This window comes from Stenotrophomonas sp. TWI377 (assembly GCF_039674525.1).
Classification (GTDB): Bacteria; Pseudomonadota; Gammaproteobacteria; order Xanthomonadales; family Xanthomonadaceae; genus Stenotrophomonas.
Map to the genome: position 1 here is coordinate 255,522 of NZ_JBDJNT010000001.1, position 12,689 is coordinate 268,210.

Annotated in this window: 14 protein-coding genes and 1 pseudogene; 7 read left to right on the top strand and 8 right to left on the bottom strand. The window is 62.0% G+C overall.

The features are described from left to right. The first annotated feature begins 27 nt into the window (after positions 1-27). Entirely contained in the window at positions 28-465 is a 438-nt protein-coding gene (locus tag ABE546_RS01090; protein WP_313218366.1) for a BLUF domain-containing protein, read from the top strand. Positions 466-1,073: 608 nt separating this feature from the next. Here ABE546_RS01090 and ABE546_RS01095 read toward each other — a convergent pair. From ABE546_RS01095 to arsH, 3 genes are read right to left on the bottom strand one after another with little or no spacing between them, the layout of a single operon-like run. Further along, positions 1,074-1,280: a hypothetical protein gene (locus tag ABE546_RS01095; protein ID WP_346462336.1), complete on the bottom strand. Its 207-nt coding sequence runs from the start codon at positions 1,278-1,280 to the stop codon at positions 1,074-1,076. 30 nt (positions 1,281-1,310) lie between these two features. Next, positions 1,311-1,730: an arsenate reductase (glutaredoxin) gene (gene arsC / locus ABE546_RS01100; protein ID WP_346462338.1), complete on the bottom strand. Its 420-nt coding sequence runs from the start codon at positions 1,728-1,730 to the stop codon at positions 1,311-1,313. Continuing rightward, positions 1,727-2,467, bottom strand: coding sequence for an arsenical resistance protein ArsH (gene arsH, locus ABE546_RS01105; protein ID WP_346462340.1), 741 nt, complete (start codon positions 2,465-2,467; stop codon positions 1,727-1,729). Before arsH ends, arsC begins: the two co-directional genes overlap by 4 nt. A 41-nt stretch (positions 2,468-2,508) precedes the next feature. Between arsH and ABE546_RS01110 the strand changes: the two genes are divergently transcribed. The 5 genes and pseudogenes from ABE546_RS01110 to ABE546_RS01130 all read left to right on the top strand — a co-directional run bounded on the left by ABE546_RS01110 (position 2,509) and on the right by ABE546_RS01130 (position 5,784). Then, a complete protein-coding gene (locus ABE546_RS01110; RefSeq protein WP_046272489.1) occupies positions 2,509-2,823 on the top strand; it encodes a metalloregulator ArsR/SmtB family transcription factor in 315 nt (104 codons plus the stop codon). Between the two features lie 27 nt (positions 2,824-2,850). After that, positions 2,851-3,343: pseudogene (locus tag ABE546_RS01115) on the top strand (arsenate reductase ArsC). 20 nt (positions 3,344-3,363) lie between these two features. Continuing rightward, positions 3,364-4,422, top strand: coding sequence for an ACR3 family arsenite efflux transporter (gene arsB / locus ABE546_RS01120; protein WP_346462342.1), 1,059 nt, complete (start codon positions 3,364-3,366; stop codon positions 4,420-4,422). A gap of 3 nt (positions 4,423-4,425) precedes the next feature. Beyond that, the gene (locus ABE546_RS01125; protein WP_346462344.1) at positions 4,426-4,689 is read left to right on the top strand and encodes an FAD-dependent oxidoreductase; all 264 of its coding nucleotides are present in this window, start codon (positions 4,426-4,428) and stop codon (positions 4,687-4,689) included. A 24-nt stretch (positions 4,690-4,713) separates the two neighbouring features. Beyond that, positions 4,714-5,784 carry an ArsO family NAD(P)H-dependent flavin-containing monooxygenase gene (locus ABE546_RS01130; RefSeq protein WP_346462346.1) on the top strand — a complete coding sequence of 357 codons (1,071 nt, stop codon included), beginning with the start codon at positions 4,714-4,716 and terminating at the stop codon, positions 5,782-5,784. 141 nt (positions 5,785-5,925) lie between these two features. On the opposite strand, the gene ABE546_RS01135 is transcribed toward ABE546_RS01130, so the two are convergent. Continuing rightward, positions 5,926-7,317, bottom strand: coding sequence for an aldehyde dehydrogenase family protein (locus tag ABE546_RS01135; RefSeq protein ID WP_346462348.1), 1,392 nt, complete (start codon positions 7,315-7,317; stop codon positions 5,926-5,928). Positions 7,318-7,469: 152 nt separating this feature from the next. Between ABE546_RS01135 and ABE546_RS01140 the strand changes: the two genes are divergently transcribed. Further along, entirely contained in the window at positions 7,470-9,041 is a 1,572-nt protein-coding gene (locus ABE546_RS01140; RefSeq protein ID WP_346462350.1) for a PQQ-dependent sugar dehydrogenase, read from the top strand. Positions 9,042-9,050: 9 nt separating this feature from the next. On the opposite strand, the gene ABE546_RS01145 is transcribed toward ABE546_RS01140, so the two are convergent. From ABE546_RS01145 to ABE546_RS01160, 4 genes are all read right to left on the bottom strand, one after another. Then, positions 9,051-9,947, bottom strand: coding sequence for a BRCT domain-containing protein (locus tag ABE546_RS01145; RefSeq protein ID WP_346462351.1), 897 nt, complete (start codon positions 9,945-9,947; stop codon positions 9,051-9,053). Positions 9,948-10,084: 137 nt separating this feature from the next. Continuing rightward, positions 10,085-10,795, bottom strand: a complete 711-nt coding sequence (locus ABE546_RS01150; RefSeq protein ID WP_346462353.1) for a hypothetical protein — start codon at positions 10,793-10,795, stop codon at positions 10,085-10,087. A 105-nt stretch (positions 10,796-10,900) separates the two neighbouring features. Then, positions 10,901-11,740, bottom strand: coding sequence for an aldose epimerase (locus tag ABE546_RS01155; protein ID WP_346462355.1), 840 nt, complete (start codon positions 11,738-11,740; stop codon positions 10,901-10,903). After that, a complete protein-coding gene (locus ABE546_RS01160; RefSeq protein WP_346462696.1) occupies positions 11,730-12,680 on the bottom strand; it encodes a glycoside hydrolase family 43 protein in 951 nt (316 codons plus the stop codon). The genes ABE546_RS01155 and ABE546_RS01160 overlap by 11 nt, the downstream gene beginning before the upstream one ends. Between the last annotated feature and the right edge of the window lie 9 nt (positions 12,681-12,689).

The following is a 12,689-nucleotide window of genomic DNA, read 5'->3' on the forward strand; positions in this document are numbered from 1 at the left end:
CCTTTGTCCCCACACGCAGCTCGACCAATGCCGCACTCGTATTTGATCTCCACGAGCCTTGTCGCGCCGGGGCTAGAGAGCAAGAACTTTCCCGAGCTTTGGAGAGAGGCGGAGCGGGCGAATGCAGGGTGGGGTGTCACGGGCACCGTGGTCTTTGATGGTGCAATTTTTTTGCAGTATCTAGAAGGTCCGAAGTCAGGCTTGGACGTAATCTATCGAAGACTGCTTCGAGCAAGCTCCCATCGAGATACCACGATTATTGACCGTGGTCTTACGTCTTATCGCCGTTTTCCTGAGCCCCGCCTCGTTTGCTTGACTGTGACGCCAGAGGCCATGGCTCAGGCGCTTAAGCTACGTGGCTTTCTTTTCCGGAGAAGGGGCCGGGCTGCAAGAGCACTGCATCTTCTTGAGCAAACCGTGACGTCCTATTCCTCTCCGCACTGGGCGGCCCAGTCAAAGCTCTGAGCCACTTGGGGTCGCCCTCGTTACCCCGTATTTTTTTTGGGCAAGCGATCGTCGGATGACCGCGCTGGCCATTCTGGCTAGTCTCATGACCAGTGCGAGGGCATCTATTGGCCGTCTTCTACGATGGCGATGTACTGGCAGGAAGCGTACATCGGAGGGCAGGGGATTAGGAAGATTTATCGGGGGTAAGGCACAGGTAGTTCTCCACCAAGAGCGGACCCTAAATGGCCCTGTAAACCACTACTCAGGCACTACCAACGCCTCGACATTGTCTGCGCCGAACAGCTTCGTAGCCGTCGTCAATGACGTGGCGGACAAAGTCTGCGTCGCTAGCACCGCGAGCCGCTTCATGGGCCTGGATATGGCTGTCATCTGAGCAACAAAAACCTCAATTAAATCAATGGCTGGCAGGGTTAAGGGTAAAAATGACAACAATTAGGAAAGCCGACACCCACGTGGTACCTCACTGCCGCTGCCAGTCTCTTTACATAATATACATTATGCGAAATGCCGTTTGGCAGTCTGAGACTGGTCTGGCTGTGGATCCGAGTCTTGCCTCCCTTGACGCAGCAGGTAAATCTGTAACCCGGCGCCACGTAAATCTGCAATTACTTCAAGCAAAGTGCGTTCAAAGACGGCGCAGCAGTTCGTTTGTGTTCCCACAATGGCAGCTCGATCCAGCCAGTGCTTCTGGACATGGGAAGCGCCAGAATGGCCAACAGGTAATAGCTGCTGGCCCACGCAATGATCTGGCCCACTCCCAGCGCAACGATCAGCCGGGGCAGCTTTTGCGGCTGCTTGGACGCGCTTTGCATGCTCGCGAACTCTCCCTGCCACTTGGCAACTCAGCGGACGCGCTTGCCGTCCTGATCGATCACCACTTCGCCATCTTCCTTGGTAAAGGGCTCGTGCACTGCTGGCAGGATGTCCAGAACCACCTCGGAGGGCCGGCACAGGCGCGTGCCCATGGTGGTCTGGACGAAGGGTCGATTGATGAGAATAGGATTGGCCAGCATGGCATCCAGCAGTGCGTCCTCGCTCAACGCGAGATCGTCCAACCCCAGTTCCAGATAAGGGGTGCCCTTCTGGCGGATCGCGCTGCGAACATCCAAACCGGCGGCGGCAATCAGCTCGGCAAGGCGCGCTCGGCTGAGTGGGGTGACCAGGTACTCAATGACTTCAGGCTCAATGCCGGCGTGGCGAATCAACGCCAAGGTGTTTCGCGAGGTGCCGCACTTGGGGTTGTGATAAATGACAGCGTTCATGCGTTCTCCTTTTCATTAAGTGCAGTCTCGACGACACCGGCCGCGGCGGTAAGCGCGGCAGCTTCGACAGCCCCCTTTCGTTCGCTGTAGCGATCAACCAGGTAGTCACTGCGGCCACGCACCAGGAGGGTGAACTTGACCAGCTCTTCCATCACATCCACGACGCGATCGTAGTAGGCCGACGGCTTCATGCGCCCCTCGTCATCGAACTCCTGCCAGGCCTTGGCCACCGAGGACTGGTTCGGAATCGTGACCATCCGCATCCAGCGGCCGAGAACGCGCAACGCGTTGACCACGTTGAAGGACTGGGAGCCACCGCAGACCTGCATCACTGCCAGGGTGCGACCTTGGGTCGGGCGTACGCTGCCCTCTTCCAGCGGTAGCCAGTCAATCTGGTTCTTGAACACGGCAGTCAGCGTCCCGTGCCGTTCCGGGCTGACCCACACGTGCCCTTCGGACCACAACGAGGCCTGACGCAGCTCCTGCACCTTGGGGTGGGAGGCGGGCACCGAATCGAGCATCGGCAGCGCATGCGGATCAAACACTCGGGTCTCTGCGCCCAGATGTTCCAGCAACCGCTGTGCCTCCAACGCCAGCTTTCGGCTGAACGACTGCGGGCGCAGGGAACCGTACAAGATCAGGATGCGGGGCCGGTGCGGCGCGGCATTCGGCTCGCTCAGCTTTTCGGCCACCGGAGGGTTCAAGGCGCCCGGGACGACATTGGGAAGGTGTTGCATGGGGGGTTGTTCTGCTTATTCGCTTCGACTATTCTCGAATCATGGAACATAAAAATGCAACTCACGCCCTGGCCGCCCTGGGTCACGCCACCCGGCTTTCTATCTTCCGCCTGCTGGTCCAGGCCGGAAGTGGCGGCAAGCTGGCCGGCGACATCGCCCAGTCCCTCTCCCTTCCCGGCGCCACCCTCTCCTTCCATCTGAAGGAGTTGCTGGCCGCTGGCCTGATCACCGCCGAGCAGCGCGGTCGCACCATCTGCTACCGGGCCGAGTTCGAGGCAATGAGCGCGCTGGTGGCCTACCTGACCGAAAACTGCTGCGCCGACGAACAAGCCTGCGAACGTCCTGCTGGCTGCTGACCTTCCCCCGTCATAGAGATCGCTCAAATGACCCGTCGTGTTCTGTTCTTGTGTACTGGCAACTCCGCCCGCAGCGTGCTTGCCGAATCGACCCTTAAAAAAATGGGGCGAAGGCCGCTATCTCTCCTTCAGTGCGGGCAGCCAGCCGGCCGGTCGCGTCAATCCCTTCGCCATTGCCCAGCTGGAGCGCGAAGGATTCCCGGTCGAGGGCATGCGTAGCAAGTCCTGGGACGAATTTGCCGAAGCCGATGCCGCTGCCATGGACCTGATCGTCACCGTGTGTGACAGCGCGGCCGCCGAGGCGTGCCCGGTGGTGTTTGGTGACTTCGCCCGCGTGCATTGGGGTCTGTTCGACCCGGCCGGCGTGGAAGGTTCGGATGCCCAGAAGGCAGAAGCCTTTGATCGTGCCCATCAGATCATCAAGCGACGCCTGCAGGCCTTCCTGGAGATTCCTGACAGCGCCTGGGACGACCGCGTGGCGCTGAAGGCCCGCCTCGACCCGATCGCGCAGATTGACTAAGCGCTTTTCCGAGACCTGCCATGACTACTGATTCCCCCCGCCTGTCCTTCCTGGACCGGTACCTTACGCTCTGGATTTTCCTGGCGATGGCCCTGGGCGTCGGCTTGGGCGCGATGTTCGAAGGCGTGCCCAGCGCGCTCCACAGCCTGTCGATCGGATCGACCAACATCCCGATCGCCATTGGCCTGATCCTGATGATGTATCCGCCGCTGGCCAAGGTGAAGTACGAAGAGCTGCCCAAGGTGTTTGCCGACAAGCGCGTACTGATGCTCTCGCTGGTGCAGAACTGGATCATCGGTCCGTTCCTGATGTTCGGCTTGGCGGTGCTGTTCCTGCGCGACTACCCCGAATACATGACCGGCCTGATCCTGATTGGCCTGGCACGCTGCATTGCCATGGTGCTGGTCTGGAACCAGCTCGCCCGCGGTGATGGAGAGTACGTGGCGGGCTTGGTGGCCTTCAACTCGATCTTCCAGATCGCGCTATTCACTGTCTATGCCTGGTTCTTTCTGTCGTGGCTGCCGCCGGTGTTCGGGCTGCAGGGCAGCGTGATCGACGTCAGCTTCTGGACCATTGCCGAGGCGGTGTTGATCTATCTGGGCATCCCCTTCCTCGCAGGGTTCCTCACCAGCCGCTGGCTCAAGGCGCGCAAGGGCGTGCGTTGGTATGAAGATAAGTTCCTGCCGGCGATCAGTCCGATCACGCTGGCGGCGCTGCTCTTCACGATCGTTGCCATGTTCAGCCTGAAGGGGGGCGATGTGCTGCGCATCCCGATGGACGCAGTGCGCATCGCGATCCCGCTGACACTCTATTTCATCATTCAGTTCGTGCTGAGCTTCTTCATGGGCAAGTTCATTGCCAAGGACTACCCACGCACGACTGCAATCGCTTTCACGGCGGCTGGCAACAACTTCGAGCTGGCCATTGCCGTCGCCATCGCCGCCTTTGGTCTGGCTTCGCCGGTCGCCTTCGCTGCAGTCATCGGTCCGTTGGTGGAGGTGCCGGTGCTTATCCTGTTGGTCCATGTCGCCCTGCGGCTGGGCAAGCGCTACTTTCCTGCCGACGCACGGAGTCATTGAGTCATGAGCACGATCCGACACATCCTGCTGTTGATCCTCGGTTCCGGCCCGGCCGGCTGGACCGCCGCCGTCTACGCGGCGCGCGCCAACCTCAAGCCCGTCGTGATCACCGGCCTGCAGCAGGGCGGCCAGCTGATGACCACCACCGAGGCGGACAACTGGCCTGGAGATGCACACGGCCTGATGAGCCGCATGCAGGCGCATGCCGAGCGCTACCTGGATGCACTCAAAATCTCCGATCAACAGCAGCGTAAGAACGCCGCCTGAGCGCGGCGGCGCGAGGGAGCACAGATGGACAGCGTTGATGTGGTGGTAATTGGAGGTGGCCAGTCGGGTCTTTCAGCCGGCTATTTCCTGCGTCGCAGCGGGCTGTCCTATGTGATTCTCGATGCACAAGCGTCGCCCGGCGGCGCATGGCAGCATGCCTGGCAATCGCTGCATCTGTTTTCCCCGGCGGGCTGGAGCTCCATTCCCGGATGGCCCATGCCCGCCAGCCAAGGCCCCTACCCTGCGCGTGCGGAGGTGCTGGCCTACTTGGCGCAGTACGAACAGAAATATGCGCTGCCGATCATTCGCCCCATCGGCGTGCAACGAATCACCCGCGTCGGCGAACGGCTGCGGGTGGAGGCCAGCGACGGTCGGCAATGGTTGGCGCGGGCGGTGATCAGCGCCACCGGAACATGGGGAGAACCCTACACGCCTGAGTACGAGGGGCTGGACTCCTTTGCCGGGATCCAGCTGCACTCTGCCCACTACAGTGCCGCTACGCCTTTTGCCGGAATGCGGCTGGCCATCATGGGCGGTGGCAACTCCGGTGCGCAGATTCTGGCTGAAGTATCGATGGTGGCTGAAACCACCTGGATCACCCGGCACGAACCGGCTTTCCTGGCCGATGACGTCGATGGCCGCGTGCTGTTCGAACGCGCCACTGAGCGATGGAAGGCGCAGCAAGAAGGCAGGGAGCCCGAGCTGCTGCCAGGTGGTTTCGGCGACATCGTGATGGTGCCGCCGGTGCTCGACGCGCGGGCGCGAGGGGTACTCGCCGCGGTCCCACCGCCTGCCCGCTTCTCCCCCGCCGGCATGCAATGGGCCGATGGCACCGAACGGCCGTTCGATGCGGTGATCTGGTGCAACGGCTTCCGCCCGGCGTTGTCGCACCTGAAGGGTTTGGACCTTGTAACCCCGAAGGGCCGGGTGGAGGTCGACGGCAGCGGCCTGCGCGCGGTGGCGATGCCCTCAGTTTGGTTGTTGGGATACGGGGATTGGAATGGTATGGCCTCTGCCACGCTGATTGGGGTCACGCGTTACGCACGCGAGGCCGTCAGGCAGGTCACTGACTATTGCGTACCCAATGACATGTAGCGAAGACCCGTGTCGACAGTAGCCCCGGCGCTGCTTGCCCGTTTCAGCGAACAGGGGGAGCAGTTGATCCCTGCCGTGTCCCACTGATGTCTGACCGCCATCGACGCCCTAGCCATCCTTGGCCATGCGCCTGTGCTGAAATCAAGCCGATGCTTTCGCGGCAATCTTGATCGACTTGACGTTCACAAACTCCTTCAGACCTTCCGGACCGTGCTCGCGACCATAGCCCGACGCCTTCACACCACCAAACGGAAGCGCTGGCGATGCCACGTCGAAGGTGTTGATGAAGATCATGCCGGTGTCGAAGTACTTGGTGGCCAGCTCCCGGGCACGCTGCACGTCGCGGCTGAAGATGCCGCCGCCCAGGCCGTAGCGGCTGTCGTTGGCGATGCGCATCGCATCCTCATCGTTCTCGGCGCGGATGATGGCCGCAGCAGGGCCGAACAGCTCATCTTCGTAGGCCACCTGCCCCGGCGCCACATCCGCCAGCACCGTGGCCGGGTAGAACCAGCCGGTGCGGTCTGGTACTTCGCCGCCAACCACCAGACGTGCCCCCTGGGAGACACTCTTGGTCACCTGTTCGTGCAGCTTGTCGCGCTGCGCCTTGGAGACCATGGGGCCGAGCTGGGTGTCGTCGGCATTCGGATCGCCCATGCGGATCGCTTCGAACGCCTTTGCATAGCCGCTGACGAAGGCGTCGTAGTTCTTCTTTGTCACGATGAAGCGCTTGGCATTGACGCAGGTCTGCCCGTTGTTGAACAGGCGGCCTTTCACACAGGTCGCCACCGCCAGATCCAGGTCGGCATCGTCCAGCACCAGATAGGCGTCGTTGGAGCCCAGCTCAAGCACGGTCTTCTTGAGGGCCGCGCCGGCCTTGGCCGCCACGGTGCGCCCCGCCGCCTCGCTGCCGGTCAGGGTCACCGCGCGCACCAGATCGTTTTCCACGATGTCATTGGATTGGTCGTGGCTGATCAACAGCACCCCGAACAGCCCCTTGGGCAGCCCGGCGCTTTCGTAAATATCGCGGAGCAGCAGCCCACTGCCGGTGCAGCTCTCGGCATGCTTGAGCAATACGCCATTGCCGGCCATCAGGCTGGCGATGGAATAGCGGATCGCCTGGTAGGCCGGGAAGTTCCATGGCTGAATACCGTACACAACGCCGATGGGCGCGTGGGTCACGATGCCTGTGGCACCGTCCACGTCGCGCTCCTCATCGGCCAGAGCGACCGGACCCTGCTTGGCGGTGTAGTCACAGATAGCGGCACACAGCTCGATTTCGGTGCGGCTGTCTTCAATGAGCTTGCCGACCTCGTCGGTCATCAGCTGTGCAAATTCTTCCTTGCGCTCACGAAGCGCCTTGGCGATGTTCGCAATCATCTTTGCGCGCTCATCCAGGCTGCGCAGACGCCATTGCAAATAGGCTTCATGGCTTGCCTTCACGACGGCGGCGGCTTCGGCGTCAGACATGTAGGAATAGGTGGCGAGCACTTCTTCGGTCAGCGGATTGATCGTGGTGAGTTGCTTGTTGGGCATGGAAAGAGACTCTTCACTTCAAAAGGCGGTCCGTAAAGGGTCGCTTTCGTGCAGTTCCTCTGCCGTGAATTCTTCAGCAGAGGGCATCACTGGAGGTTCACTGGACCCCATTGCTACAGTGCGCCTTCGGCTTGTCCTGACGAACTCCCTGCATGCGCTCTTGGTTGCGAACAGTCTCCATCACTCTGACGGCGACACTGGCTACCGCCGCGGTTGCCAGCCTGCTGCAGACCCAGATCAATCTGCATGCGCTGACCCAGCTCGGCCTGGAGGTCGGCTGGCAGGCCCGGGCTGACGTTACCGTGGAGGATCTGGCCCGGTTCGGGCCGGTGATGTTCGGCTTTTCACTGGCAGGCGGCGTCCTCGCGCTGGGTCTGCAAGCAGGCCTGCGGCGCCTGGGGTTGAGCGCCCTGCCCTGCGCGCTGCTCGCCGGTGTGGCCGGGCTGGCCATCGTGCTGGCGCTGCTGCGCAGTGTGATCCCGATGCCGGCGATCGCTGCGATCCGGGAGATGCCGGGCTTCGCCGCGCTCAGCTTGTGTGGGCTGGTCGGAGGATATGTGAGCCACGCGCTGGCGGCGCGTGCCGTGCGCGGGCCGCGTCTGCACCGTGTCCGTGCTTACCTGCTGCCTGCTTGCCTGGTGTTGCTGCCGCTTACGTCGTTCCTGTTGATGCGCCCGACGCCGAAACAGCCGCCTGCGGCGGCGGGATACCAAGCCACCATCGTCGCTGACGGCCTGCAGTCGCCGTGGTCGTTGGCGGAACTGCCGGACGGAAGCCTGCTCGTCACCGAAATGGCTGGCCAGCTTAAGGTGATTGACCGGGCCGGCAAACGTGTGGGCGTCAACCTTTCCAGGATACCCGCGGGATATCAGCGGGAGCGTGTGATCGGCCTGATGGACATTGCCCTTTCACCGGATTTCGAGAGAGACCACCGCATCTATCTGACGCAGGGCTACCGTGATCCTCGCGGCGTTGGCGTCCGTTTGATTCGTGGCGCGCTGATGTTCGCCGACGGTGAGTGGTCCGTAGATCAGGTGGAGGTTCTATTCGAGTCCACGCCAAAACCCAGCGACGGCAATAACGGCGGGCGCTTGGCGTTTCTTGGCACGCACACCGTGCTGATGACGGTGGGCGACGGCAGTGCACGCCGGGAAGACGCCCAGAACGAAAACAACTCGCTGGGCAAAGTGATGCGCATTTCTCTCGCCCCGAATGCCAGCGGCGCGACCGTTTACACCTCAGGGCACCGCAATCCGCAAGGCATCGTGCGTGACCCCGTCACCGGCGCCATCTATGTCAGCGAACATGGGCCGCGCGGCGGCGATGAGCTCAACCGGCTTCGACCGGGTGGCAATTACGGCTGGCCTCTGGTCAGTCACGGTATCGACTACCCGTTTGCCCGGGTGAGCCCGTTTACGCAGCACCAGGGGTTCGAGGACCCGGAGGTGATCTGGTCGCCGTCCATCGCACCTTCTGGCTTGACCGTCTATCACGGCACCCTTTTCAAGGGATGGCAGGGAGATTTCCTGGTGCCTGCATTGCGTGAGCACAGTATCCGACGCCTCGTTCGCGACGGTGATCGGGTGGAACGCCAGGAGCTGTTGCTGGCTGAACTAGGTGCACGCATTCGTGACGTCAAGGTCGCCGCAGACGGTGCCATCTACGCGCTCACCGACGGCGCGGATGGGAAACTGCTGCGGCTGGTGCCGAAGGACATCCCTTGAGTGTGCCCACTAGCTGCCGTGATCGGCCAATGCATCGTGAAAGTCTAGCTCGTGGACGATGACGACCCGTGATCCTGCTTTGCGTAGCTCAATGGCCTTCTCGACCTTGCGTCCGTAGCATGCAAATGCCCAGCAAGGATTGCCTTCCGCACCGATGACCAGGTAGTGGACTTTCTTCGACGGAGATGAATGGGCTGATCCGCCCAGCTTTTCAACGGCGCGTTGGAATTCGGCGCGGGTGAAGCGCGATGACGCGCCTGTAAAGCAGAACCCCCTGTCCAGGAAGCTGATCTCTGGGTCTACCGCGCATAGGCCAACGATCTGCCGCCCCTGCAATACGGGCGGACTGGTGATTGTGCGATCGTCAAGCAAGGGCGTGAACTCCGCGAAGAAAGCCTGCAGCAACGCGTGTTCCTTCGCGTCTATCTGCTTGTCGGCGAGCACGCCTGTGATCAGGCTGCCCACCTCGTCGAAGGGCCAGAATGTCTTCAGGTGCTCGTGATCTGCCATCCACTCGGACAGGGCGCGCAGCTCTTCCACGGAGATATGCGTGTCCGCAACGATGCCCCCCATGATGGCGTGCAACCGCTGCAGGTCCGCAGTCACGTCGTCGTAGAACTCAGTCGAGCGCAGACGTTCACACAGCCACACGATGTCTGCATGCTCTTCCTCGGTCAGGACGCCGTCGGCTACCGCGGCAGTGACAACCGGCACGAGCTCGCTGAAGGGGTGCTGGTCACGCACGGCGTCGTGCTCGGCCAGCCACAGGTTGAGGTAGTCGAGCTCAAGGGCGTTGATCTGGCCGTCGATCACGATACCTTCGACGATGCCGATGAGCGCTTTGACGGACTTGTCCAGGCGGGCCTTCGAAGTGAACTTGAAGTAATTGCGGTGATCCGTGTGCATTGAGCTACGTCCCTGTTCGACGCCGTCCGGCGGCGTGTTATGGAAACTTACCGCCTGAATACGGTATCCAACCTTCCCGTGATGTGGGGCTGAAGCTGATACGCGTCACAGCCAAGACTACATCAGCTTTGAATCGGTCACGGGCGATCTGGCGCATTTGCGGCACGTCCACGTGCTATCTCTAGGCTCTTGAGGTCGCTCGCTGGCAGAAGTAATGTCGCTTTTCGCGCCATATCCCAAAAAGCATAGGTGTCGCCCAAGCGGCCAATCAGATTCAGCCCATCAAGCGTCTTGGGGCCGACCGTCACGCTTGCGACGTACTTTCCGTCCCCTTGTATGATCTTTTCCGCACGCTCAGCGCCCAACCAGCTCGAAGCTGTCGAAACATAAACAAGCATCGCTACAGCGGACGTCAGCAAGGGCGAGCTTTTTACTGAGCTGGGCACTGCCGGTGCATTCATTACTACAACTAGGCAGACAACCGTGAGCAGACCGCCCAGCAGGATGGTCCATGCGCTTGCCCACCAGATGATCGCTCCCGTCCCTATGAGTAGAGCAACTGGTGCGATCCGCGTGAGCACTCTGCGATCTGGGCTGGTGCTGACTAGCTTGCCCTCCAGCCAGCCTCCCAACAAAATGGCAACAAGCATGAGGCCGAGCACCACTCCAATACCCGCTAGGCCGGCCAGTGCAATCTCGCTCACGGCGACAAACTGGAATGGATCTACGCCGAACTGGCTCCAGTACGACTGCAGATAAAGCGCGCCCTGGACGAGCCCGAACGTTACGAGGCCAGACCCCCAGCCGGCGACGTCGGCGATCGATAGTTCCTTCTTTATCCGCTCCATCAGCTATCCCCCACCCTGAAGTTCAACTATAGCGATGTGGGCATAGTTCGGCGAATTGAATGGATCTGCGACGTTGGCAGATCGCGGGGCCACGCGGGGCGTGTTCTACGCCTTCGCGCACTCGATCATGAGGTTCAGCTCAAGCGTCTGTCCTGGCTCCAGCCGCTTCGGCGCCAACGTAAACCCATCAGGCGGCCCGGTCTGCGGCTCCACACACGTCGCGTGCGCAGCACCGTCATACACCACCCAGTGATCCGTATCCGCCCGCAGCTGCAGCCGCTGGTCTCCTGACACCAGCGTCACCTCAGCCTGGCTGATGAAGCAGTCATCCCAAGGCCCAGGCGTGGGAGCAATACAGGGCAATACAGCTATGCCCTCCCCGTCCCGTGGATACATCGCACTCGGCGAGAACAGCACCTGATCGGGCTTCCGAAACCACGGGTGCCATCCAAGCGTCGCCGGCATCGCCTGGTCGCCGGCTTGCACCGCAAGGCGCAGCTCCAGACGGTCAGCCAGCATACGGATTACCTGAGTCGCGCGCCCCCCGAAGGGCCAATACCCATCCTCAGGCAACTCGAGCGACAGGGTCGCGCTATCCGCCCCGAGACTGTCGACCTGCCACGGCCGTGAAAAACCCACCCCGTGGATCGCATGCCCGCCGAAGTTCGTCGGCAGCGCATATCGGTTTCCATCAAACACAAAGCGCCCGCGCCGCAGGCGCCCCGCCCACGGCACCATCGGATAGCACCCCCATCCGATCGCAGCTGCCCCACCCTCCTGCTCGCCCACCAGCCAGTCCACACCGTCGTACCGCATCTGGGCAACGCGTCCACCGGCGTCCGGTGCAAGCGCGACCTCCAGCCTTCCTGCCCGCAACCAGTACAGGCGCCCAGCAGGCAACGGCGCCTGCGCATCGTCTTTCGGTGATGCGGTTTCAAGCGCCATACGGATCGATCGTCCGGATGCTGCCGTCCGCCTCCATCTGCAGCGGCGTGCACTTGACCGAGCGCAGGTGGGTCACGCCGCCGGACAACAAGGCGTCGTGATAGAAGAGGTACCACTGCGCCCCAAACGCGCAGATGGAGTGATGCGTGGTCCAGCCCACCACGGGTTTGAGGATCACGCCGGTATAGGTGAACGGTCCATATGGGCTGTCACTGATGGCGTAGCACAGCAGATGCGTATCGCCGGTCGAATACGAAAGGTAGTACCGCCCCTGGTATTTGTGCAGCCACGGCCCTTCGAAGAACCGACGCGCATGGTCGTCAGCCCGCAGCGGCTGTCCGTGCTCGTCCAGGATGACGATCTCGCGCGTGGGCTCCGCCAGCCGTGTCATGCCCGCGTCCAACCGGCCGACTCGCGGGCCGAGTGCCGGCGCGTCGCCGGTGGGCTCCTCATGCGCCACATCAAAGCGGTTGTCCCGGTACTTCTGCAGTTGGCCGCCCCATATGCCGCCGAAGTAGAGGTAATGGGTGCCGTCATCATCCTCGTACACGGCCGGGTCGATCGAGTACGTGCCCTCCATCGGCTCGGGCTCCGCAGTGAACGGGCCCTCGGGGTGATCTGCCACCGCGACGCCTATGCGGAACATGCCCTGCGCGTCCTTGGCCGGGAAGTACAGGTAGTAACGGCCGTCGCGGTGCGCCGCATCCGGTGCCCACATCTGCTGCGCGGCCCAGGGCACGTCGCGCACATGCAGCGCCACGCCGCAATCGGTGGCCTCGCCCTCGGGGGAGTCCATCCGCAGCACGTGGTAATCCTCCATGCGGAAGTGGCCACCCTCGTCGTCGAAGGGCGCGCCGCCGTCGATATCGTGCGACGGATAGATGTACAGGCGCCCTTCGAATACATGGGCCGAGGGGTCGGCCGTGTAGATGTGGGTCACCAGCGGCGG